The organism is Jonquetella anthropi DSM 22815 (assembly GCF_000237805.1).
Taxonomy (GTDB): Bacteria; Synergistota; Synergistia; order Synergistales; family Dethiosulfovibrionaceae; genus Jonquetella; species Jonquetella anthropi.
This window is the reverse complement of record NZ_CM001376.1, coordinates 1,481,899-1,505,521: the sequence shown is the minus strand read 5'-3', so window position 1 is coordinate 1,505,521 and position 23,623 is coordinate 1,481,899. Positions and strand designations below refer to the sequence as shown.

General features: G+C 61.6%; 21 protein-coding genes. All 21 read left to right on the top strand.

Going from position 1 to position 23,623, the window contains the following annotated elements; translation table 11 throughout:
- Positions 1-25: 25 nt before the first annotated feature.
- On the top strand, positions 26-1,276 hold the full coding sequence (locus tag JONANDRAFT_RS07010; protein ID WP_008523339.1) for an adenosylhomocysteinase: 1,251 nt from the start codon (positions 26-28) through the stop codon (positions 1,274-1,276).
- Positions 1,276-2,583: an amidohydrolase gene (locus JONANDRAFT_RS07005; RefSeq protein WP_008519492.1), complete on the top strand. Its 1,308-nt coding sequence runs from the start codon at positions 1,276-1,278 to the stop codon at positions 2,581-2,583. Before JONANDRAFT_RS07010 ends, JONANDRAFT_RS07005 begins: the two co-directional genes overlap by 1 nt.
- A complete protein-coding gene (locus JONANDRAFT_RS07000; protein WP_008519489.1) occupies positions 2,580-3,893 on the top strand; it encodes an amidohydrolase family protein in 1,314 nt (437 codons plus the stop codon). Before JONANDRAFT_RS07005 ends, JONANDRAFT_RS07000 begins: the two co-directional genes overlap by 4 nt.
- On the top strand, positions 3,881-6,529 hold the full coding sequence (gene alaS / locus JONANDRAFT_RS06995; protein ID WP_008523336.1) for an alanine--tRNA ligase: 2,649 nt from the start codon (positions 3,881-3,883) through the stop codon (positions 6,527-6,529). Before JONANDRAFT_RS07000 ends, alaS begins: the two co-directional genes overlap by 13 nt.
- Complete coding sequence (gene ruvX, locus JONANDRAFT_RS06990) at positions 6,526-6,951, top strand: Holliday junction resolvase RuvX (RefSeq protein ID WP_008523335.1); 426 nt, start codon at positions 6,526-6,528, stop codon at positions 6,949-6,951. The genes alaS and ruvX overlap by 4 nt, the downstream gene beginning before the upstream one ends.
- 17 nt (positions 6,952-6,968) lie before the next feature.
- The gene (gene mutS / locus JONANDRAFT_RS06985) at positions 6,969-9,494 is read left to right on the top strand and encodes a DNA mismatch repair protein MutS (protein ID WP_035787151.1); all 2,526 of its coding nucleotides are present in this window, start codon (positions 6,969-6,971) and stop codon (positions 9,492-9,494) included.
- Entirely contained in the window at positions 9,491-11,263 is a 1,773-nt protein-coding gene (gene mutL / locus JONANDRAFT_RS06980; protein WP_008523330.1) for a DNA mismatch repair endonuclease MutL, read from the top strand. Before mutS ends, mutL begins: the two co-directional genes overlap by 4 nt.
- Entirely contained in the window at positions 11,253-12,203 is a 951-nt protein-coding gene (gene miaA / locus JONANDRAFT_RS06975; protein WP_008523328.1) for a tRNA (adenosine(37)-N6)-dimethylallyltransferase MiaA, read from the top strand. The genes mutL and miaA overlap by 11 nt, the downstream gene beginning before the upstream one ends.
- A gap of 2 nt (positions 12,204-12,205) precedes the next feature.
- Positions 12,206-13,075: a 4-hydroxy-3-methylbut-2-enyl diphosphate reductase gene (ispH, locus tag JONANDRAFT_RS06970; protein ID WP_008519477.1), complete on the top strand. Its 870-nt coding sequence runs from the start codon at positions 12,206-12,208 to the stop codon at positions 13,073-13,075.
- Positions 13,076-13,217: 142 nt separating this feature from the next.
- Complete coding sequence (locus JONANDRAFT_RS06965) at positions 13,218-14,720, top strand: S1 RNA-binding domain-containing protein (RefSeq protein WP_008519474.1); 1,503 nt, start codon at positions 13,218-13,220, stop codon at positions 14,718-14,720.
- Positions 14,721-14,912: 192 nt separating this feature from the next.
- Complete coding sequence (locus JONANDRAFT_RS06960; RefSeq protein ID WP_008523325.1) at positions 14,913-15,431, top strand: YfcE family phosphodiesterase; 519 nt, start codon at positions 14,913-14,915, stop codon at positions 15,429-15,431.
- Positions 15,428-16,258: a PHP domain-containing protein gene (locus JONANDRAFT_RS06955; protein ID WP_008523323.1), complete on the top strand. Its 831-nt coding sequence runs from the start codon at positions 15,428-15,430 to the stop codon at positions 16,256-16,258. The genes JONANDRAFT_RS06960 and JONANDRAFT_RS06955 overlap by 4 nt, the downstream gene beginning before the upstream one ends.
- Before the next feature lie 10 nt (positions 16,259-16,268).
- Positions 16,269-17,312 carry a GntG family PLP-dependent aldolase gene (locus tag JONANDRAFT_RS06950; protein WP_008519468.1) on the top strand — a complete coding sequence of 348 codons (1,044 nt, stop codon included), beginning with the start codon at positions 16,269-16,271 and terminating at the stop codon, positions 17,310-17,312.
- Positions 17,296-19,140: an N-acetylmuramoyl-L-alanine amidase gene (locus tag JONANDRAFT_RS06945; protein ID WP_008523321.1), complete on the top strand. Its 1,845-nt coding sequence runs from the start codon at positions 17,296-17,298 to the stop codon at positions 19,138-19,140. Before JONANDRAFT_RS06950 ends, JONANDRAFT_RS06945 begins: the two co-directional genes overlap by 17 nt.
- A 25-nt stretch (positions 19,141-19,165) precedes the next feature.
- The gene (locus JONANDRAFT_RS06940) at positions 19,166-19,795 is read left to right on the top strand and encodes a GerMN domain-containing protein (RefSeq protein ID WP_008523319.1); all 630 of its coding nucleotides are present in this window, start codon (positions 19,166-19,168) and stop codon (positions 19,793-19,795) included.
- A complete protein-coding gene (rph, locus tag JONANDRAFT_RS06935) occupies positions 19,792-20,529 on the top strand; it encodes a ribonuclease PH (protein ID WP_008523318.1) in 738 nt (245 codons plus the stop codon). Before JONANDRAFT_RS06940 ends, rph begins: the two co-directional genes overlap by 4 nt.
- Positions 20,526-21,137, top strand: coding sequence for an RdgB/HAM1 family non-canonical purine NTP pyrophosphatase (rdgB, locus tag JONANDRAFT_RS06930; protein WP_008519459.1), 612 nt, complete (start codon positions 20,526-20,528; stop codon positions 21,135-21,137). Before rph ends, rdgB begins: the two co-directional genes overlap by 4 nt.
- 44 nt (positions 21,138-21,181) lie before the next feature.
- A complete protein-coding gene (secG, locus tag JONANDRAFT_RS06925; protein WP_008519457.1) occupies positions 21,182-21,415 on the top strand; it encodes a preprotein translocase subunit SecG in 234 nt (77 codons plus the stop codon).
- Positions 21,412-22,458, top strand: a complete 1,047-nt coding sequence (locus tag JONANDRAFT_RS06920) for a nicotinate phosphoribosyltransferase (RefSeq protein ID WP_008523317.1) — start codon at positions 21,412-21,414, stop codon at positions 22,456-22,458. Before secG ends, JONANDRAFT_RS06920 begins: the two co-directional genes overlap by 4 nt.
- 176 nt (positions 22,459-22,634) lie before the next feature.
- Complete coding sequence (rplM, locus tag JONANDRAFT_RS06915; RefSeq protein WP_008519453.1) at positions 22,635-23,069, top strand: 50S ribosomal protein L13; 435 nt, start codon at positions 22,635-22,637, stop codon at positions 23,067-23,069.
- A 15-nt stretch (positions 23,070-23,084) separates the two neighbouring features.
- A complete protein-coding gene (gene rpsI, locus JONANDRAFT_RS06910; RefSeq protein ID WP_008519450.1) occupies positions 23,085-23,477 on the top strand; it encodes a 30S ribosomal protein S9 in 393 nt (130 codons plus the stop codon).
- Positions 23,478-23,623: the final 146 nt, after the last annotated feature.

Sequence of the window (23,623 nt, the reverse complement as noted above, 5' to 3'; positions counted from 1 at the left end):
GTGTTGGACGAAAGGAGAGTCTTCCATGCGCTATAAAATCGCAAACGTTGAATTAGCTCCTCAGGGCAGTCAGAAAATCCAGTGGGCATGGCGCGCCATGCCGGTTCTTCGCTCTCTCGTGGAGCGGTACGAGCCTCAGGCCCCTCTGGCCGGCGCGACGTTAGCCGCCTGTCTTCATCTCGAAGCGAAGACGGCCTGCCTTCTGCTGGCTCTCAAGCGGCTGGGCGCGTCGGTTCGGTCTGCTGGGAGCAACCCGCTGTCCACTCAGGACGACGTCTGCGCGTCCCTTGTCGAGCAGGGCGTTGAGGTTTTCAGCCATCACGGCATGACGCCTCAGGAGTACGCGGCGTATCTGGAAGACGTCCTGTCCTGCGAGCCTGACGTCATCGTCGACGACGGGGCTGATTTGGTGGCCACGCTGGTCGACCGGATGCCGAACCTGATCGGCAAGGTCAGAGGCGCCTCGGAAGAGACCACGTCGGGCGTCAAGCGGCTCAAGGCCATGCAGGCCCAGAACCTTCTCAAGTTCCCGGTGATCTCGGTTAACGACGCCGACAGCAAGTACCTGTTCGACAATCGGTACGGCACCGGTCAGTCGGTGTGGGACGGGGTCATGCGCACGACCAACATGCTGGTCGCGGGGAAGACTGTCGTGATCGTCGGGTACGGCTGGTGCGGCCGAGGCGCTGCCCTGAGAGCTTCCGCACTGGGAGCCCGTGTTATCGTGACGGAAGTGGCGCCTCACCGGGCGTTCGAGGCCATGATGGACGGCCATCAGGTCATGTCTATGGAACCGGCAGCCCCCTTGGGCGATATCTTCCTGACGTTTACCGGCAACATTCACGTCATTCGGGGCGAGCACATGGCCGTCATGAAGGACAACGTGCTGTTGGGCAACGCCGGCCACTTTGACGTGGAAATTGACAAGAAGGCCTTGGCGAAGCTGGCGAAAGAAGTGGTCTGCGCCAAGCCTGGCGTGGATACCTACGTCCTGCCTGACGGCCGCCGGCTGAACCTGCTGGGAGAAGGGCGGCTCGTCAACTTGGCCTGCGGCGACGGCCACCCCATCGAGATCATGGACTTGAGCTTTGCCCTTCAGCTGGAGTCGGCTCTGTACGCTTGGCAGCACGGCCGGGAGTGCCCCGCCGGACTGATGGCTGTGCCCCAGCAGATCGACAGGGGCGTCGTTGAGACCAAACTGGCGTCTATGGGCGTTTTGATTGACTCGATGACCGAGGAACAGACGGCGTACATGAACGACTGGCGTGAGGACTGATGGCCCTCCTGCTCAAAAACGTCTACGCTCTGGACGGTCGGCTCCGGCCTGCCCGCAGGGTTGACCTGAGAATCACCGAGGCTGGCGTTATCGGGACGATTGCTCCGGCAGGATCGCTGAAGCCTCAGCCGGACGACTGTGTGGACGATCGGCACGACGGGACGGCGGTCATTCCGGCGTTCGCCAACGCCCACTGCCACGCGGCGATGTCCCTGTTCCGCGGGCTGGGCGAGGACGAGCCGCTGATGGAATGGCTGGAACGCAAAATATGGCCCGTCGAGGCCCGCCTGACGCCCCAAACGGTTCGGGCCGGTACCGAACTGGCGGCGGCTGAAATGGCGCTGAGCGGCGCCGGCTGTTTTGCCGACATGTACTACCACATGGAGGTAGTCGCCGAAGTCGTGCGGCGTGTCGGGCTGCGCGGCGCGCTGTCGGTTGGCGTCGTCAGCCGGGACGACAAACTTTTGGCCGCCAGCCTTCAAAAGGACCTGACGCCGTATCGAGGCCCGCTGACCCGGCTGAATCTGGACCCCCACGCCCCGTATACTGTTTCGTTGGCCGGCATGGAGCGAATTGCCCGGTTTGGCCGAGAGAACGGACTGACCGTCCAGACCCATTTTCTGGAAGCCGAGTGGGAGCGGGGCTACATAAAAAAGACGTTTGGCATGGAACCGGTGGAGTACTTGGAAAAGACCGGTTTGCTCGAGTTGGACCACCTTGTGCTGGCCCACGGCGTCTGGCTGACCGAAGGTGAAATGAAAGAACTGGCCGGTCGCGGCAACGTGACGGTCGTCCACTGCCCGGCAAGCAACCTCAAGTTGGGGAGCGGCGTCGCCGCCCTGCCGGCTATGCTGGACGCCGGACTTCCGGTAGCCCTCGGAACTGACGGCGCGGCGAGCAACAACCGGCTGGACCTTTGGTCTGAGATGAGACTGATGGCGCTCATTCACAAGGGGACGTCGAAAGACCCGACCGCCGTGCCGGCTCATGCGGCGCTGAACTGCGCCACGCTGGCGGGATATCGGGCCTTCGGGTTTGAAGGGGTCGGGCTGATCGAGGAAGGCTGGCAGGCGGACCTGACTCTGGTGGACCTTTCGGGGCCCCAGTACGTCGGCGCCGACGAAGATAATCTGGCAGGATTTATCGTCTACAGCGGTTCCAGCGCCGACGTCACAGACCTGCTGGTCGTCGGCCGCTGGATCGTCAAAAACAGGGACTACCTTCCCGACCCGGTTGAGTCCCTGACAGAGGCGGCCCGCCGCGCCCGGCGGACCCTTCAGAGCGGTGCCTCCGAGGCGGGGGCGTGAAAACCCTTTTTCGGGACTTCTACCTCGTCGACCCGCTGAAAGGCCGGGCGTGCCGGTCCGACCTGCTCGTTTCCGGCGGGGTCGTCGAAAAAATAACGTCTCCCGGCAGCGTCGATTTCCGACTTGCCGAAGAGGACGAGATAATCTGCGGCCGAGGGCTAATGGCCCTCATGCCCGGGTTCGTCAACGCCCACAGTCATCTCGCCATGACGCTGGTCCGGGGGCTGGGCGAGGACCTTCCGCTGGATCGGTGGCTCAAGGAGGCCATTTGGCCGGCGGAAGCCCGTCTTACGCCCGAGTTGATTGAACTCGGCGCGCTTTGCGGCATTGCTGAGGCCGCAAAGGCTGGGCAGACGGCTTTCCTTGACATGTACTTTCGCATGGACAAGGTGGCGGACGCGGCCCGGCAGCTTGGCGTCCGAGCGGCCCTCGCCGTGACGTTTTTGGGCCGCGACTCGCTTCAGCGGGGCTTAGACGAGGTGAAAACCTTAACGGCCCGCGCGGCCTCAGATGGCATGTTGAAAGTTTTCTACGGCCCTCATGCCCCGTATTCGGTGAGCGTCGAGCTGGCGGCTCAGCTGGCCCAGAGCGCTCAGGCGGACGGCCTGCCGATTCACATCCATTTTTTGGAAACGCGGTCGGAGCGGGAGCGACTTGCCAAGTACGGCGGCCCGCTCGGGTGGCTCAGGATGGTCGGCTTCGACCGGGCCAGAGAGCTCGTCTTGGCCCACGGCGTGTGGCTGACGCAGGACGAAATCGACGAGCTGTCGCGGTGGCCGGACGCCGCGGTTTGCCACTGTCCGAGCAGCAATTTGAAGCTCGGCGACGGGGTAGCGCCGGTTCGCGAGATGATCGCGTCGGGACTGACCGTCGGGCTTGGAACTGACGGGCCGGCGAGCAACAACCGGATCGACCCGTGGGAGGAAATGAGGCTGTGCGCTCTCCTGCAGAAGGGGCGCGGGACGCCGGAGACGTTCGGGGCGCAGATGGCGTTGAGAGCTGCCACAATCGGCGGGGCGAAGGCTCTGGGATTCGAGGGCGTCGGGCTGCTGCGCGAAGGGTGGCAGGCTGACGCTGTGATGGTCGACCTGACCGGGCTCAACTACTCCGGCGCGGACGAAGAAAATTTAGCGGCATGGCTGGTGTACGCTGGCTCGTCCGCTGACGTTCGGGGGACGATGGTCTCCGGGCGATGGGTATGGAGGGACGGCCGGTTGGCCGGCGTGGAAGAGAAAACGCTCAGACAGTCGCTGGACGAGGCCCGGCGGGAACTGCTGAACACGAGGAGGCAACGATCTTGCAATACTTGAGCGGAAAAGACATCAGGCGAAAGTTCATCGATTTTTGGGTCAGCAAGGGCGCACATCACTTTCCGAGCTTCTCGCTGGTCCCCGACGACCCGAGCCTGCTTTTCACGATAGCCGGAATGGTCCCGTTTAAGAAGTATTACCTCGGCTTGGAAGAGCCGCCGGTCAAGAGCGCCGTCACGTCGCAGAAGTGCGTGCGGACTAACGACATCGAAAACGTTGGGCACACGGCCCGCCATCACACGTTCTTCGAGATGTTGGGGAACTTCAGCTGGGGCGGCTACTTTAAGCACGAGTCTCTGACTTGGGGATGGGAGTTCTTGACCCAAGTGATCGGCCTTGACGGATCGAGAATGTACGCCACGATCTACAAGGACGACGAGGAGGCCTATAAAGTCTGGCATGACGAAATCGGCTTGGCGGACGATCACATTCTCCGCTGCGGCGAAGAGGAGAACTTCTGGTTCATGGGCCCTCAGGGTCCCTGCGGACCTGACTCGGAAATCCTTTACGATCAGGGGGAGAAGTTCTCCTGCGGTCCGAACTGCCACCCGGGCTGCGACTGTGACCGGTATCTGGAAATTTGGAACCACGTGTTCACCCAGTTTGATCGGCAGGAGGACGGGAGCATGCTCCCGCTGCCGCGGAAGAACATCGACACCGGCATGGGGCTTGAGCGGCTCACGTCTCTCGTCCAAGGCGTCACGAACGATTTTGAGACCGACCTGTTCCTGCCGCTCATTAGAAAGGTCACAGACCTGTCCGGCGTCGCGTACGGCTCGTCGGCGGCCGGGGATCTGGCCCTGAAGGTCATCAGCGACCATATTCGGTCGGTGTGCTTCATGCTGGCCGACGGTATTCTCCCGTCCAACGAAGGGCCGGGGTACGTCCTGCGCCGGCTGCTTCGCCGTGCCGTTCGGTACGGACGGCTGATCGGCATCGACCGGCCGTTCCTGAACGACCTGCTCCCGGTCGTCGTGAGCGAAATGTCCGACCCATACGCCGAACTGGCCGAAAGTCAGCTGACGATTCGCCAGATTATCGACGTGGAAGAAAATCGGTTCGGCCGCACGCTCTCTCAGGGCTGTGCCCTGCTGAACGACGAGATCGACCGGGCGGTGAAGGCCGGAAGCAAAACACTGGCCGGCGACGTGGCCTTCCAGCTCTACGACACCTACGGTTTCCCGCTGGAACTGACGACTGAAATCTGCTCGGAAAAGAACCTGACGGTGGACGAGAGCGAGTTCAAGGCTCAGATGACTCAGCAGAAAGACCGGGCCCGCAAGGCCAGCAAACAGGTCGGCGTAGTCATCACCGGCGACGCGTTCACCGCCCTTCAGAACCGTTTGGGAACCGTGCCGTTCGTCGGGTACGACGCTCTGTCGTCGTCGTCCCAGATCGTCGGACTGGTGTGCGACGGCGCCTTGGTTGACCGGCTTGAAACCGGCCAATCCGGGCAGGCGGTGGTCACCCCGACGCCGTTTTACGCCGAGCGGGGCGGTCAGGTGGGCGACACCGGGACCTTGACGGCTGTCCGGACAGAGGCCGCTGTGACAGGCTGTTTTTACCGGGCCGGCGACCTGTCCGTGCTGGACATCACCGTCAACTCGGGCGCGTTGGAGACCGATCAGTTTGTGACCGCGTCGGTGGACAAAGAGCGCCGGGCGGCGATCACCCGAAACCACACGGCCACGCACCTGCTTCATCAGGCGCTGATCGACGTGCTGGGCGGGCACGTGAGACAGAACGGTTCGCTGGTCTCGCCGGAATTTTTGCGGTTTGACTACACCCACTTCGAAGCGATGACGCCCGAGCAGATTCGGCAGGTCGAGACGCTGGCCAACCGAAAGGTGCTGGCCAACATGCCGGTTGACACCGAGCAGATGAACCTAGCCGACGCCAAGGCGAAGGGCGCTAAGGCCCTGTTTGAGGAAAAATACGGCGACGTGGTCCGGGTTGTCTCAGCGGGAGACTTCTCCTGCGAGCTTTGCGGCGGCACTCACGTTCGGGCGACCGGGGAAATTGGCCTCGTAAAAATTGTTTCCGAGGAAAGCATCGGCAGCGGCGTCCGACGTCTGACCGCTGTCACCGGCATGAACTCGTACGACATGTTTGACAAGGCGTCGTCAGCGCTGCGGACTCTGGCTCAGAAGTTCAACGTCCGGCCGGAAGGCGTCGTGGAACAGGTCGCCGCTTTGGAGCAGGAGAATAAGGAGTTGGCTCGCCAGTTGGCCGACAAGGTGAAGTCCGATTTGGCCGGCCGACTCGACGGCGGCATCGCGCGGACGGAGCTTGATGGCTGCTGCCTCTGCTCGGCTCGTATCGACGGCGTCCCAATGGACATGATGCGCGAGGCCGGCGACCGGGTGAAGGACAAGGAGCCGCGCTCGGTGGTGGTCTTCATGGGGCAGACGGAAGAGGGCAAAGTGCAGATCCTCTGCATGGTCGGCGCAGAGGCCCTCAAGGCCGGTTATCACGCGGGAAAGATCGTCAAGGCACTGGCCGGACTGGTCGGCGGGGGCGGCGGCGGGCGGCCTGACATGGCTCAGGCCGGAGGCCGGGACTGCGCGAAGATTGACCAAGCTCTGGCGGACGCCGAGGGCATTGTCAGCTCGTCCCGCGGCGGAACGAAAAAGTGAAGAGAATTATCGCCCTCGATCTCGGCACGGTCCGAATCGGCGTGGCGGTCACCGATCCCTTGGGCACTTTTGCCCAAGGGATCGAGTGTTGGGATGCGGCCAGCGGCTGGATGGGGAAATTGGGAGAGCTGATGGCCCAGTACGGCACGGACCGGCTTCTGCTTGGGCTGCCCAGAAAAGAGGACGGCACCGAAGGCGAAATGGCGGCGAAGGTCCGGGAGACCGCCGGCCGGATTGCCAAACGGTATCCGCAGGTGCAGATTCGCTTCTGGGATGAGCGGTACACGTCCCGGGTCGCCCAGTCGGCGATGATCGAAGGCGACCTGTCCCGACGGAAGCGGAAAGGCAAAGTGGATCAGATCGCCGCGTCGCTGATCCTTCAGAATTTCATCGATGCGGGAGGAGCTGAGGGTTTCCGTTGAGCGGTTCAGACGTGAAGATGACCCCGATGATGCGGCAGTACTTGGAGTGGAAGAACAAATACCCCGACTGCCTGCTGCTTTTCCGCATGGGGGACTTTTATGAGACGTTTTTTGACGACGCCAGAACGGTCTCGCGAGAGCTCGATCTGACGCTGACGGCCCGCGACGGGGACAAAAAGCTCCCCATGGCGGGCGTCCCTTATCATGCCGTCGACGGTTATCTGGCCCGGCTCATCGAGAAGGGCTATCGAGTTGCAATCTGCGAGCAGATGAGCGAGCCGGACGGCCGGACGCTCGTCGACCGGGAAGTCATTCGGGTGGTGACGCCCGGTACGTGGCTTCCGGAGGACGCGTCGCTGAACGCCTCTTTGGCCGCGGTTCTTCCCGGCAAGGAGACGTGGGCCGCCGCGTTTTTGGCTCCCAGCAGCCCGCACGTTCGGGTGGCTCTTGCCGGCCCCGACGAGATCTTAGGCCTGATCACCGGCGAAGCGCCCCGGGAACTCCTCGTGCCCGCATCGTCCTGTCCGCCGGCCCTTCGAGGCGGATCGTGGTCCGTACTTGAGCTGCCAAAAAGCGAGTTCAGCCCGACGTCCGGCCAATCGCGCTTGGCGGCACGGTGGGGCCTCAGGGACCTCGCTCCGTTCGGCTTGCCGGAAAACGACCCGCGGATCGGAGCCGCGGCTGCTGCCGTGTCGTACATGGAAGAGACGAGCTTCTCAAAAATCAGCCACCTGCAGGGGATCGTCTGTCTGACGTCCGAGTCGTACCTTCACCTTGACCAGAGCGCCCAGATGAACTTGGAGCTTTTGAACGGCGGCGCATCGCTTTTCGCGTTCTTAAACCGCTGTCGGACAACCGCCGGCCGGCGTCTTCTTCAGGATTGGATCGTCCGTCCTCTGCGGGACGAAAGGGCGGTGAATCGTCGGCTTGACGCCGTCGAAGCCCTGTTGGCCGCGCAAAACCGCCGGGACTTGGAAGAAGGGTTGGCCTGCTGCCGCGATCTGGAGCGGAGCGTCGCCCGCCTCCATTTGGGTACCGGCGGCCCGCGGGACTTAGCGGCGATTCGCGATACCCTGTCGGTTTACCCGGCCGTTTTTGAAAGCGCCGCGCCGGTCAGGGATTTGGTCGGCCTGCCTGACCCGGCCCTCACGGGCGAACTCGCTTCCCGTTTGGCGTCGTCGTTGGTTCAGTCGGTTCCTCGGACCATCGGCGCGACGCCCTTGGTAGCTTCCGGCGTGGACGAAGAGCTGGACTCGTGGCGCAGTCTGAACGATGGCGGGCAGGAGTGGCTTGACGCCTATTTGGAAAAAGAGCGGGCGGCGACCGGCGTCTCCAAGCTCAAGGTGGGATACAACAGGGTCTTTGGCTTTTATTTGGAGCTGTCCAAAGGGGCCGCCGCCGAGGCCAAACTGCCCGATCGGTTTGAGCGCCGCCAGACGCTCGTCAACGGGGAGCGGTTCATCACCCCGGAGCTGAAGGAGTACGAGGACCGGCGGCTCTCTGCGGAAAGCCACATCAAAGACATCGAAAACAGGATTTTTGACGAGCTGTGTCAGGCTGTCATGGACGCCACGGCCGCTCTGCAGCAGACCGGGCAGGCCTTGGCCCGGCTGGACGTGCTGGCGTCATTTGCCGATGTGGCGTCGGTTGGCCAGTACTGCCGTCCGGTTTTCTCGCCGGATCGGCTGGAGATACGGGCAGGGCGCCATCCGGTCGTCGAAGCGTCCCTGCGAGGCGTGCCGTACGTCCCCAACGACCTGACGATGGACAGAACCCGGCGCGTCGGTCTTGTCACGGGCCCGAACATGGCCGGCAAGTCAACGTACCTTCGGGCGGCGGCGATCATTCAGATCATGGCTCAGATGGGGGCGTTTGTCCCAGCCGAAAAGGCGAGCTTGCCGCTGGTCGATCGGCTGTTCACCCGAATCGGCGCGCGGGACGAACTCTCTCGAGGCAACAGTACGTTCATGGTGGAGATGATCGAGACCGCGGCCATTTTGAACAACGCCACGTCGGACAGCCTTGTCATCTTGGATGAGGTGGGCCGCGGGACTTCCACTTACGACGGCATGAGCATCGCTTGGGCGGCCCTTGAGTACCTTCACGGCCAAGGGGGCTTCCGCCCGTGGGTGCTGTTCGCGACCCACTATCACGAGCTGACCCGGCTGGAAGAGACGCTCGACGGGCTGTTCAACTTGAGCATGGCCGTCAGCGAGGCGGACGGAGAGGTTCGCTTCCTCCATCACGTTCAGGAAGGGCCGGCGGATCGGTCGTACGGGGTAGAAGTGGCCCGGTTGGCCGGGCTGCCCCGGGTCGTCGTCCGCCGGGCGTCCGAGCTTTTGGAAAAGCTCGAGGGAGACGCGCCGAAAGGCCGCTCCGAGGCCATGAAGCCGTCGATTCAGATGGAACTGTTCGACCTTGAAGGGGATCGGCTGATCGATCGATTAAGCGCCCTGCGCCCGGACGATATGACGCCGAAAGAGGCCTTGGATTGTCTGTACCGATTGACCGACGAGGCCAGAAAGCTGAGGATGACCCCATGAGAATTCAACGGCTGCCCGACGAACTGGCACGCAAAATCGCCGCCGGCGAGGTGGTGGAACGTCCCATGTCGGTGGTCAAGGAGCTGATTGAAAACAGCCTTGACGCCGGGGCAAAAACAATTCGGGTGGAGCTCGTTCAGGGCGGAAAGACGCTCATCTCCGTCTGTGACGACGGGAGCGGCATCTCGCCGGACGATCTGCTGCTGGCCGTCGAAAAACACGCCACCAGCAAAATTTCTACCGAGTCCGATCTGGAAGCGATCAGCTCGCTGGGGTATCGAGGCGAGGCGTTAGCCTCCATCGCCGCGGTCTCCCGACTTGAGCTGTACAGCCGGGAACGGTCCAGTCAAACTGGAGCCGGGCTGACCTACTCGGACGGCCGTCCGGCCGTTCACCCGATGGCGCTTCCTGCCGGCACGACCGTGACCGTCAAAGACCTGTTTTACAACCTGCCGGCGCGACGAAAATTCCTCAAAAGCGCCCTCGCGGAGTACCGGCGTATTTCCCGGCTCCTGCAGGACTACGCCCTCTGCTGGCCCTACGTGTCGTTTGAGCTGGTCAACGACGGGCAGACGTCGTTTTCCAGCCGGGCCGACGGGACGGTTGAAGGCGCGCTGCTTCAGATGTGGGGCAAAGAACCGCAGATCGAAAAGGCCCAAGGCGAGGTGAACGGCTCCGTGGCCGAACTGTGGCGGCAGGACACCGGTCCGGGGAGCCGGTTCCAGCTGATTCTTTTCGTCAACGGCCGGCGAGTTTCCGACGGCGCTGTTCGGGCGGCGATTTTAAGCCACCCGTGGGCTTCCCGCGGGAATTGGTTTCTCAAGCTGACGATTCCGGCCGACGAGGTGGACGTGAACGTTCATCCTGCCAAAACGGAGGTCCTGTTCCGCAAGGGCAGCGAAGTGTTCGAGTTAGTCAGAAAGACCGCCGAAGAGTTTGGTAGGGGCTTTACTCAGCTTCCTCTGTCGGGGCCTGCAGCCCCAAAGGAGACGGCGTGGCGTCCCTCGGAAGGTCCGAAAGATTTCTTCCGGCCGATTGACCCGCCGTTTCGGGTGGCTTCGCCGTCGGCGCAGAAAAGTTCCGTACAGCTCCGCGGCGTCGTTTCCCTTTCTGATCCGGCCGCCTCGATTGCGGCTGAGGCGATGGGAACCGAGGCCGAAAGGGGAACCGAGGCTGGTTGGAAAAACGAGCCGGCTGAGCTGTTCCCCGATGAAAAGCCGCAGGTCCTGTACTTTGGCCAGATGAGCCAAGGGTATCTGGTCTTCCAGGACGAGCAGAGCCTTTTAGTCGTCGACCCCCACGCCGCTCACGAGCGGGTGAACTTTGAGCGCTTCTCTCAGGGCGTTAAAAGCGGGCCAGCCGAGCGGCTGGCTGTTCATCTTCCGCTGACGCCGGACGTCAGACGCCAGGCCGAGGAAAACAAAAAAGACTTAGAGTCTCTGGGCTTTGGCTTTGACAAACAGTTCCAGCTCGCCCAAGTTCCGTGCCATGCCGGGGTGAGCGCTGGGGCAATGGAGCTTCTGCGCGGTGCGCTAGCGGCGGTTGAGGACGGCCAAGACGCGGGCCGTCCGTTGATCGACCGGTGGGCCATGAAGGCCTGCAAGGCGTCGGTGAAGCTGACAACCCGTCTGACGCCGCAGGAGGCCTGCCAGCTTCTCTCGGACTTAGAATCGTGCCAGCAGCCAACGGCGTGCCCTCACGGCCGTCCGACGGTCCTTCGACTGACGGCTCAAGCGCTGGACGATCACTTTGGCAGAAATGGCCTGTGATGGAGCTGCCGCCGGCCGACTGAAAGTTCTGGCGGTCATCGGGCCGACGGCTGTTGGAAAAACGGCGCTGAGCCTTGAGTTGGCTGATCGGCTGAACGCCGAGATTATTTCCGTCGACTCCCGGCAGGTTTATCGGTACATGGACATCGGAACGGACAAAATTTCTCCCGCTCAGCGGCGGCTTATCCTTCATCACCTGATCGACGAGGCGGACCCGGACCAGGTTTACACCGCGTCGGACTTTGCTCGCGACGCCCTCGACGCCGCCCGGCGGATTGCCGCTCGGGGCCGGGTTCCCCTGTTTGTGGGCGGCACGCCGTTTTACTATCAAGCGCTGATGGGCGGGCTGATTTCGGTCAACGTTCCGCCGGACGAGGGCGTACGCTCGCAGCTGAACGGCATGACTGACGTCGAGCTGCACGGCCGGCTCGGCGAGGTTGACCCGCTGACGGCCAAGCGGCTTCACCCGAACGACCGATTCCGGATCCTTCGGGCTTTGGAGATTTACAGCGTGACGGGAACGCCTCCTTCGGAGCTCTTCGCTCAGGCTAAAAAGACCGGCGGTCCGCTGGACGTGCTGTATTTGGGATTAAACCGGGACAGGGAAGAGCTGAGGGAAATCATCGCCCAACGGGTAAAGGAACAGTTTGACGCCGGGTACGCCGACGAGGTCGAGTGGCTTCTGAGCCACGGATTTTCGGCCGACCTGCCGTCCATGAAAGGATTCGGCTATCGCGAACTGGCAGCGTATCACCAAGGCCGTATGACGTACCAAGAGGCGCTGGACGGGGACGTCACGGCAACTCGGCAGTTTGCCAAACGGCAGATGACGTGGTTCCGCAAGTTTGAACCGGCTGTTTGGTTTGATCGGGGTAGACTCAGCGCTCAGACGACAGTCGAACGTATGCTGGAAGCGGCGCGCCGGCATTTGGAGGGCTGACCATGACGGTTCGTTTTTCCAAAGCCGAGCCGACGGGACTTTGCTTCGGCGTCAAACGGGCCATCGCTCAGATGGAAAAGGCCCTGTCCTCTGACGGCGAGCTGTACTGCGTCGGCAGCCCGATTCACAATCCGCAGGAGATCGCCCGACTGGCGCAGAAAGGCCTGCGCGTCGTGGCGTCGCCGCAAGACGTTCCGTCCGGCTCGACGGTGTTTATTCGGGCTCATGGCATAGCGCCTGATCTGAGAAATGCCCTGAAGCAGAGAAACGTTCGAATCATCGACGGGACCTGTCCGTTCGTTCGGGTCGCTCAGGCTCGGGCCAAGGCGCTGGAGGACGAAGGCTATTCGGTCGTCGTCGCAGGCGACGCCAGTCATCCGGAAGTGATCTCCATCGTCGGGGGGCTTCAAAACGGGGCGAAAGTCGTATCTAACTCGACAGACCTGCAGGACCTTGCTAAAATAGAGCGAATTGGTTTCGTGTCACAAACGACGCTTCCGGAAGATCTGTTCGCTTCCATTGTGTCAGCAGCCGTTCGGATATCCCCGGACGTCAAGGCGCACAACACCATTTGCCGGGCCACCTTCGAGCGGCAGCGCGCCGTCGCCGAACTGGTCAAGCGGACCGACGGCATCGTCGTCATCGGCGGCCGGGACAGCGCCAACACGGCCAAACTGTTTCACATTGCCAAAAGCTGCGGCGCCGACGTCCTGTGGATTGAAGAAGCGGGCGAGCTGGACGGCAAATGGTTTACCGGAAAGACCCATGTGGGCATAGCAGCCGGTGCGAGCACACCCGACTGGCTGATCGAGGAATTCATACAAGCGGCCCGCCAAGCCGTGGACGTCAAGGGGGATGTTAGAAGTGAGTGAAAAGCTGAAGAATCAAGAACTGAATGAGACTGCCGGAGAAGTTCACGCCTGCCCGTGCTGCTGCTCGTCTGCAGGGTGCGGGGCTGATGCGCCCGCAGAGGCGCCGGCTCATGACGCAGGAGCCGAGTCCGGCGATGAATCGATGGACATGGGCGCGCTGCTTGCTGAGTACGACGCGGTTGCCGAAGAGATTGCCCGGGGCAAGGTTATTGAGGGCGTCATCGTCGGACAGGCGCCGGCTGGCGACGGCTGGCTTGTGGACGTCGGATACAAGTGCGAAGGATTTTTACCTCAGCGCGAATGGACTCATCACGTGCTGGTCAATGACGTACCCGAACCCAAAGTCGGCGATACGATCCAAGTTCAGGTGACCAGCAAGCGCGACGGCGAAGAAGCTCAGCTGATCGTGAGTCGCTGGCGCTGTGAGTTTGACCGCCGCTGGAACGAGCTGGAGAAGAAGCTCGAGTCCGGCGAGCCGCTCAAGGTCAAGGGCCTGCGCAAGGTCAAGGGCGGTCTGATCGTTGACTGCTGCTCCCTTGAAGGGTTTATCCCGATTTCCCACTTGGCCGCCGAAGGCCGGGGCGTGAACCCGGGCCGCTTTGAGGAAGAGGAGTTCGAAGTCTGCCTGCTGGAGAAGGACAAGCGGAAACGCCGCCTTGTGCTGTCCCGCCGCGTCCTGCTCGACAAGGACCTGAACGCGCGCCGCGAAGAGTTCTATCAGAACGTCAAAGTTGGCGACGTCGTTGACGGCACGGTCAGCAGCCTCACCTCGTTCGGCGCGTTCGTCAACGTGGGGCCGATCGACGGCCTTGTCCACCTGAGCGAGATCTCTTGGCAGAGAAGCGCCAAGATTAAAGACCTCCTGAAGAAGGGCGACGAGGTCAAGGTCAAGGTCATCGGCATTGACCGGGAGAACAACAAGATCTCCCTGAGCATGCGCCAAGTTCAGGGCGACCCGTGGGATACGGTGACGGAGCGCTGGACGAAGGGGCAGACGACCACCGGCGTGGTTACCAACGTGACCGACTTCGGCGCTTTTGTCGAAGTGGAGCCCGGCATCGAAGGGCTCGTCCACATCGGCGACCTGAGCTGGGCTCGCATCAAGCACCCGCGCGACGTGATCCGCAAGGGACAGGAGATCGAAGTTGTCGTGTTGGACGTCGAAGCCGACCGCCGTCGGATGAGCTTGGGCTACAAGCAGCTCAACGATCCGTGGAACGGCATCGAGAACCGCTATGCCAAAGGGCAGGACGTTCAGGTGAAAGTTGTCCGTCTGGCCGATTTCGGCGCGTTTGTCGAGCTGGAAGAGGGAGTCGAAGGACTCATTCACATTTCCCAGCTGAGCTCCAAGAGAGTTGACAAGCCCAAGGACGTCCTGACTGAGGGGCAGGAAGTCACGGCCCGCATTCTGGAAGTCAACCCGACGGAGCGCCGCATTCGCTTGAGCCTGCGTGCCCTTGAGGCCCCTGAGGCCGGAAAGCCCGAGGCCGGCGAGCCGCGCGGCTCGGCCGAGAGAAAGGAAAACAGGCCGCAGCAGCATAAGCGCCGCGAGGAGCAGAACCACGCCGCGGCTGGCTATGCCAGCGACGAAGGCGGATTCACCTTCGGCGACGCGCTGGGCGGCGCGTTTAAGCTGGATCAGTAAGGACGAAGAGAAACGAGGGGAGAGGCTGAGCCTTTCCCCTTCTTTTATATGCTGCGCTTGTCCCCTGAATGACGCTTCGGCCGGGGCTTTTGCCGAAAAACCGTCCTCTTTGCCGTCAGGCGAAGGGAGCTTTCTGTGTTATAGTTTACAAAGCGATACAAGCGACGCCAGCCTCATAAGGAAGTGATGTTCATGTGCTTGGGAGTCATCTCTGATACTCATGGGGACCTTAGCGCGTGGCGCAGGGCGCTGGACGTCTTCGGGGCAGTTGAGCAGCTCATTCACGCCGGCGACGTCCTCTCGTCGGCGGACGACCCTTTGGCGGCCGCTCTGCGGAGCTCGCCTATACTCCTTCGAGTTGTTCGGGGCAACACGGACAGCTCGGTTTTGTCGCGCCTGATCGGCTGGCCGGTTCAGCCGTTTTTGCAGATGAGGTGGCATGGCCGAGTCATCACAGCGGCGCACGGCGACGACTTCACCGATTTCCGCGCGAGGTCGCTTGCCCTTCGAGCCAACTTGGCGATTACCGGACATACTCACGTGGCGTCCATTATTCGCGAGCGCGGGACGATCTTCCTTAATCCCGGTTCAGCGGCTCTGCCAAAAGGGCGGGATCCGGCCAGCGTGGCGGTCGTAAGCGACGAGGGCGTAGAGATCCTGACTCTTTCAGGCAGCCGGTTGGCTTTTGAAGGATGGGGGCCTGAGCGATGAGAATTGATCTTCACTGTCACAGCAACTGTTCTGACGGGACTGAGTCGCCGATTCGACTGGCGCGACTTGGCTGCGCGTCGGGGATTCGTGTCATGGCTCTGACGGACCATGACACCGCAGAAGGCGTCCGCTCGTTCATGAAAGAAGCCGCTCGTTTGGGCATGGCATGCCTGTCCGGCATTGAAATGTCCGCCGCGTGGCCCGGCACGCTCCATATTTTGGGCTATGGCTTTGACGTGGACAATCCACTGCTGAACGAAGAGCTGGCTGAGCTTCGGCGCTGCCGCGACGAGCGCAACGAGAGAATGCTGAGCAAGCTGAACGATCTTGGACTGAATGTCACAATGGACGAAGTGAAAAAAGAAGCCGGCCCGGGGGTCATCGGCCGGCCTCATTTCGCGAAGGCGCTGGTTCGCCGGGGATTTGTTCGCGACCTGAAAGAGGCGTTTGCTCGATATTTGGGCCGCGGCGCGCCGGCGTTCGTAGTCAAGCGCGGGTTCCCGCCGGCAGACTGCATTCGTCTGATCGATCGGTCGGGCGGCAAAACCGTGCTGGCTCACCCGCTTCAGACGGCGCCGTTTGAGGAACTTCGGCCGATCGTCGAAGACCTCAAGAACCTAGGACTGTGGGGGATGGAATGTTTTTCCGGACATCATGACCGACAGGCGGCAGAGCAGCTGATCGGTTTGGCGGAAGAACTGGGCCTTAAAACGACAGCCGGGTCCGATTTCCACGGGGCCAACCGTCCGGGGTACAGGCTGGGGGTCGCCGTCCCGCCGGGAATCATCGACTGGTCAGAGCTGGGAGTCGTCTTTTCGAGAAAGTGAGGGGGAAACTATGAGCGATCGAGTAATTGACCTGCGTAGCGATACGGTCACCTGTCCTGATGAGCCGATGCGCCGGGCGATTTTTGAGGCTCGGGTGGGGGACGCCGGGTACGACGACGATCCGTCGGTGAACGAACTTCAGGAATACGCCGCGTTTCTTGTCGGCAAGGAGAAAGCCCTGTTCATGCCTTCGGGCATCATGGGGAACCTCGTCGCGACGATGACTCACACCCGCCGAGGCGAATCGGCGCTTGTGGGCCGCAACGCCCACATTTACGCCTACGAGGCCGGCGGGCTGAGCGCCGTTTCGGGGCTCCTGCCCCGACTGCTGGACGACTCGTCGGGCTGTCCGTCGCCAGACGAGATTGAAGGGGCCGTCCCAGAAGTAAACGTCCACTTTGCCCAAGCGACGCTTCTGTGCTTGGAAAACACTCATAACGACTGCGGCGGCGTGGCCATATCTCCGGAGCGGATGGCGGAAGCGGCCCAGGCCGGACGGCGGAAGAATTTGGCAGTTCACTTGGACGGAGCGAGGCTTTTTAACGCGTCGGTCTACTGGAAAATCGACGTGAAGGCCTACACGGATCAGGCGGATTCCGTTCAATTCTGTCTGTCCAAAGGGTTGGGCGCGCCGATGGGGTCCATGCTCTGCGGCTCGGCCGATTTCATCGCCCACGCCCAGTTCAACCGAAAACGGGTCGGAGGCGAGATGAGAGAGGTCGGCTTCATGGCCGCTGCCGGGCTATACGCCCTTCGGCACAACATCGACCGCCTAGCGGAAGACCACCGCATGGCCGCGTTTCTCGGCAAGATGCTTCGCGGCGCCGGCCTTCCGGTGGAAGAGAGGGAGTGCAGCACCAATATGATCTATTTCCCCCTGCCGGAGAACTCGGTCACAGGAGACCAGTTCTTGGCTCGACTGCAGGCCGCTGGAGTTCTCGGAACAACGGCCGGTCCGAAGCGTATTCGTCTGGTGACTCACATGGGAATTAACGACTCTGACGTGGAACGGGCGGCCGACGTGGTTGCACGGGAATATGCGGCGCTTCGGTAACTTAGGCGCACTTCGGCGCCGGGGTTTTTTCGCCTGGTTGGCTCTGTTGACCGTCCTGCTCGTTTGGGGAACTCTGCCGGTTCATGCGGCGGTCAGAGAGTTGATTCAGGACGGTCAAACCTGCGGTACCGTTCCAGTGAGAGATGACGGCCCTTCTCTGATGATGGCGCTTGACGTCGCGGCGGGGCTGCTTAGCGCCCACGGAACGATCCAAAACGGCGAGTTTTCCGCCGTTTTAGGTGATCATCAGCTGAGAGTCGTGAATGGCGCCGCCATGGCGTGGACTGACTTCGATATCGTTGCCATGCCGCGAACCTCCGTGATTGACGAAGAACACTGCTGGGTGGACGCCGACAGCGGGCTGAGAGTTCTGAAAAATCTTCTCCGAAAGAATAAGCTTCCGTTCGCTCTGTCATGGGGAAAGACGAAAAACGTTCCCGACCAAAGTGTGCCGCCTCCGGCAGCAGATCAAACACCCCATACTCCGACAGGGCCGACCGACGGCCGGAAAGACGCGGTCCGTGGGGCAGCGCCAGCTCCTGCGCCGGCTGGGCCGTCAAAACAGACCTCTTCGAAGGTATCCAACATTCGATGGGGGCGGGCTGGTACGGGCATTAGAATGGTTGTGGACGTCGAAGGATCCAGTTCGCCGGACGTCCAACTCTCAGACGGACAGATGACCGCCACCTTCGCCCAAGCGACGGACCGGGCGGTTCGGGCCGCCAAGTTGGCCGAGCCGGGGGTGACGGTTCTTCTGATCTGCGGGAAGGAGGCGAGCCTTGAAGTTCGGTTCGCCGGGAGAACTGGCCGGTATTTTTGGCTTGATAACCCCAAGCGTCTCGTGCTGGACATTGGTTCGGCTCAACCGTCGAATAAAACCCAGTCGACCGCCGAAACGTCTCCGAATAGCGGAAAGGGGAAAAAGGCCGCTGTTCCATCGGTCGCGGGAAGCGGCGCCACTGCGGGCGTTTCGACCGGCGGGGCCGTCTCCGAAGGGGGGCCGGCGAAGGAGGCAGAAGCGCAGGATTCTGATTCAGTGGAGTCGGTGAGCGCTTCGATCAACCGCTCGGCGGGCAGAAAAACTCCCGTGATTCCCCAGCAGATTCAACGGCCGAGGCCGTCCCATCTGCCCAAGCCCAAACGGGCAAGGCCGCTGGTGGTCGTCGACCCTGGGCACGGCGGCAAGGACCCGGGCGCCATGCGCGGGGCCTACAAGGAAAAGATTATCGCCCTGCAGATAGCGACCCGTCTTAAAACCGAACTGAACAAGCTGGGCATCGACGTCCAAATGACCCGCACAGGCGACACGTATCCGACCCTTTCGGAGCGTCCCGCTCTGGCCAACTCGCTGAACGCCTCGGCGTTTGTGAGCATTCACCTGAACTCGGTAGCCAGCAAGACGAACTCGACGCAGGGGCAGGAGATTTACATCATGGCCCTGCCGACCGATAAAGATGCCATGAAACTCGCGAGAATTGAAAATGCCGATATAATGGACAACGGCAAAGCGTCAGCGGATTCCCGAACCGACATGCTGATGACGATTCTCGGAAACATGCAGCAGAACGCGAAAATATCGGAGAGCACGAATCTGGCTGAAGCGCTGTACGCCAGCGGGGGACAAAATGGTATTATCATGCGGCGGGTCGCTCAGGCGCCGTTTGCGGTCCTTCGCGGAGCGGCGATGCCGGCCGTTCTCATTGAAACAGGCTTCATCACGAACCCGGCAGAGGTGAAACGGCTTGCCTCGGCAGCGTACCAGCAGAAAATCGCCGTCAGCGTGGCGAAAGGGCTTCAGCAGTACTTTAAAGATCATCCTGATCAGTAAGCAGACGTCAAGGAGTTGAAGGCAAATGACAGAACGAGAATACCGGCGCCGCACCATGCGGGAGGAACGCCGTACCCCATGGCTGATTCGCTGGCTGGCTTGGTCAGCTCTGATTCTGATTTTTTTGGCTGTAGGGTATTACGGCAGCGGGGCGTTGTTTAAGGCGATGGACCAGAGAGGGGCTCTGCCGCCTGACGGCGTCGTTTCAACCGTCGAGGAGGCCAAAAAGATTCTTGCCGAGTCGGGGCCGCAGAGCGTCGCGGTGGGCAAGTCGCCGGACGTTAAAATCTACACGCTGAGCGCGCAGGGGTTGGCGACAGGGAATCTGAAGATCATCTCTGACCGGTTGGAAACCGATGTGGAGCGGACGCTGAACACAGTTTTCGCCTCCAGCTCTGAACAGTGGCTCAAGGGCGTGACCGTTCGTCACCTGTTCCGGAACGGGACGGCTCTGTACGTGGATTTGCCGCAGGCTTTTGCCGCCGGACTGGCGGAGCTGAAGCCTGAGAACGCCTCGATTCTGGTGAAGGGAATTGTGCGGACGGCCATTGAGAACTTCCCGTCCCTCAAACAGGTCAAGTTCATGATCGAGGGCAACTGGAGCCAGCCGATCAACGGTTTGGACCTGTCATCGGCGTGGGGGCTGGACTCTTGAGGAACAACGGCCGGGGCGCCTGCGACCTGCGAAAAATCTCCCTGACGCTGGACGTCAATCGCTGGGCAGAAGGCTCATGCCTGGTCGAATGGGGCGAGACAAAAGTGCTCTGCACCGCGTCGGTGGACAACAAAGTTCCGCCGTTTCTGCGGGGAAGCGGGCAGGGCTGGGTGACAGCCGAGTACGCGATGCTTCCGCGGGCGACCAGTTCTCGGACGGTTCGGGAGAGCGTCAAGGGGCGCCAGTCGGGCAGGAGCATGGAAATCAGCCGGCTCATCGGTCGGTCCCTTCGTGCGTCGGTCGACCTGGCCCAGCTGGGAGAGCTGACAGTCACCTTGGACTGCGACGTTCTTCAGGCGGACGGCGGCACGAGAACGGCGTCGATCACCGGGGCTTTTCTCGCCTTGGCCGGAGCGGTCCGAAGCCTCATCGCCGGAGGGCGAATTGCCGCGAGTCCTTTCCGAATGCCGGTTGCTGCCGTCAGCATCGGCAAGGTCGACGGCCAGATCCTGACCGATTTGGACTACTCGGAGGACAGTCGGGCAGAGGTGGACTTCAACGTTGTTGGCAACGGGAACGGCGTTTTTATTGAGCTTCAGGGGACAGGCGAGGGCGGAACGTTCAGCCGAAGCGAACTGAATGAGCTGCTCGACTGCGGGGAAAACGCCTTGGCCCAAATCACGGAACTGCAGCGCAAAACTATGGGCGTGAAGGATTGGGGGACATTCGAGTGATCGATGTGAAGACGCTTCGTCAGCTGGTTATTGCCACTGGCAATCGAAACAAGTTCGTCGAGTTCCAAAAACTTCTCGCGCCTTTGGGGATAACGCTCCTGATGGGGAAAGACCTTTGCCCGAACCTTGAGGTAGAAGAAACCGGCGAGACGTTTTTGGAGAACGCCCGCCTGAAAGCCCAGGCTTGGTGCGAGCGGACGAACCTCCCTGCTCTGGCGGACGACAGCGGCATCGAAGTGGCGGCTCTGGGCGGGCGTCCGGGCGTCCGTTCGGCCCGCTACGCGCCCACGGACGCGGAATGCCGGGCGAAGCTGTTGGGCGAGCTGGCCGGCGTTGCAGATCGGTCCGCCCGTTTTGCCGCAGCTTTGGTCCTGTGCTGGCCCGACGGCTCGGAGTGGTCGACTCTGCAGTACTGCGACGGCTCTGTGACCGAGCAGGAGCTTGGCGAACGAGGATTCGGCTACGACTCGCTTTTCCTCCCGCTGGGAGAGACGAAGACGTTTGCTCAGATGACCATGGAGGAGAAAGACGCGGTGTCCCACCGGGGAAAAGCAACCCGCCAGCTTTTTTTAGCTCTGGGCGGCAAGTGTGATACAATCAAGTCCTGATCGGCCGGAAGGCCCGAGATATTAAACGGAGGTGTCTCATCGATATGAGAACCGCGCTGAACATTTTTCAACTGTTGCTGTGCGTTGTCCTGTCTGCCAGCGTGATCATGCAGCCCCGGAAGCAGGGCCGCTTTGGCGGTATCTTTGGCGGCGCTACTCAGGCTGACGCAGTGTCCACCCGCCAGTGGCACCGGTTTACCACCCTGTCGAAGATTTCGGTGGCCTGCTGCGCCCTGTTCCTCATCACTTCAGTCGCGCTGGTGATGATGAAGTCATGACGACGCCTCTGGCCTTCGACACGATGGCCGATGTGAAGGCCTTTACGCCGGACAAAGACAGGCTGTTTTTAAGCGCCACTCACGAGGAAATTATCTCCGGCGCTGTGGCTGACGTGTACTTTGTTCGGTCCCGGGACGTCCTTCGGGTTACCGGTCAGCTCGACGTCCCGGTGACGGCGGAGATCTTTGCCAGACGGCACGGCGTTTTTGCCGGACTGGGAGAGGCCCTGCGGATTTTGAAGCCGCTGAACGTCAAGGTGCAGTCGCTTCGGGACGGGGATACCTTCGAGAGCAAGGACACCCTGATGAGAATCGAGGGGGCGTACGGCGAGTTTGGCGCCTACGAGTCGATTCTCCTCGGCATTTTGGCCAGCTCATCAGGCTGGGCGACCGCAGCTCGGGAGTGTGTCGAAGCCGCCGGCGGCAAGCCGTGCTTGTGCTTCGGCGCCCGGCACGTTCACCCGTCTGTCGCGCCGGTCATGGAGAGCATCGCCGTGTCAGTCGGCGGCTGCAGCGCCGCCAGTTGTATTCTGGGCGCTAAGCTTGCCGGTGGCGAGCCGTCCGGCACGATTCCCCACGCGGTTGTGCTGGTGAACGGCGACACGGTTCGGGTCGCCAAGGCATACGCGTCGCTGCTGAAGCCTCATGAGCCGATGACGGTTCTGGTCGACACGTTTAAGGACGAGGCCGAAGAGACGCTTCGGGTTGCCGAAGCCCTCGGCGACCGGCTCACGTCCATTCGTCTCGACACGCCCAGCGAGCGCGGCGGCGTGACGCCGGCGCTTGTCCGGGAGGTTCGGTGGCGGCTCGACAAGGCCGGATTCCCGAACGTAAAAATCGTCGCTTCCGGCGGGCTTGATCCCGATCGGATCCGTATTCTGTCCGCCGCCGGCGTCGACATGTTCGGCGTGGGCAGCTACATTTGCCACGGCGTGACCTGCGACATGACTATGGACTTGAAAGAAGTGGACGGTAAACCGATCGCCAAGCGGGGAAGATTGCCCGGGAGACTGGACAACCCCAAGCTTGTTGATGTACAATAATTCGTCTGTTTTGAAGCACTGCTCGTCTGGGATCTGATGGTGAGCCGTCACACGCTCTCCCTACGACCTCAGACCCGTTCCGGACGGCGGCGCAGTCAGACGATGAGTTCTCTTTCCCCAGAATGAGACTCGACGATTGAAGAGACACCACAGCGCAAAGGAGTGTGTTTTGAACCATGACCGCCAACCGGACTTTTATGGCGACGAAGGCCAGCTACGTGCCCAAGTGGTACGTCATCGACGCAACGGACATTCCGTTGGGCCGTTTGGCTTCGCGGATTTCGCTAATTCTTACCGGCAAGAGCAAGCCCAGCTACACGCCGCACGTTGATACCGGCGACTTTGTCATCGTCATCAACGCCGACAAGGTCGGATTCACCGGCCGCCGGAAGCTGGCTGAGACGAAAGTTTACCGTCATTCCGGGCATCCCGGAGGATTCAAGGAGACCACGTATGCTGAGATGATGCAGAAAGATTCCACCCGTCTGGTGGAGCGCATCGTCCGCGGCATGCTTCCCAAGTCGCGCCTTCACTTTGAGCGCAAGCTCAAGGTTTACGCCGGCGCCGATCACCCCCACGCGGCACAGCAGCCCGTGCAGATTACGCTGTAAAGGAGGAAAAACTCAATGGCTACGTCCTACTTCTGGGGCACCGGGCGGCGGAAGAACGCTGTCGCCAGAGTTCGCCTTGTTTCCGGCGAGGGGAAATTCCTCGTCAACGACCGTGAGCCGGCCGAGTACTTCCCCCGGCACAACTGGCTGACGGCGGCCCTGTCGCCGCTCGTTCTGCTCGGTCTGGAGAACAAAGTCGACGTGTTCGTCAACGCGCACGGCGGCGGCCTGACCGGTCAGAGCGGAGCGATCCGCATGGGACTTGCCCGCGCCCTCATCAAGCTGAACCCGGACCTTCGGGCCCAGCTCAAGAAGGCCGGCATGCTGACCCGGGATCCCCGTATGGTCGAGCGCAAGAAGTTCGGCCAGAGAGGCGCCCGCGCCCGCTACCAGTTCAGCAAGCGTTAATTCGTTTTTCGAGTCCGTCCCCCCCGGGGACGGACTTTTTTTGTCTGGCCTCGTGTTGTCAAGTCCTGATTCCTGCTTTAAGATAAAACTTAAAGGGGGAGAGGCCGATGAAGCTCAAGATATTCCGAGAAGGAGCGACGGGCGGC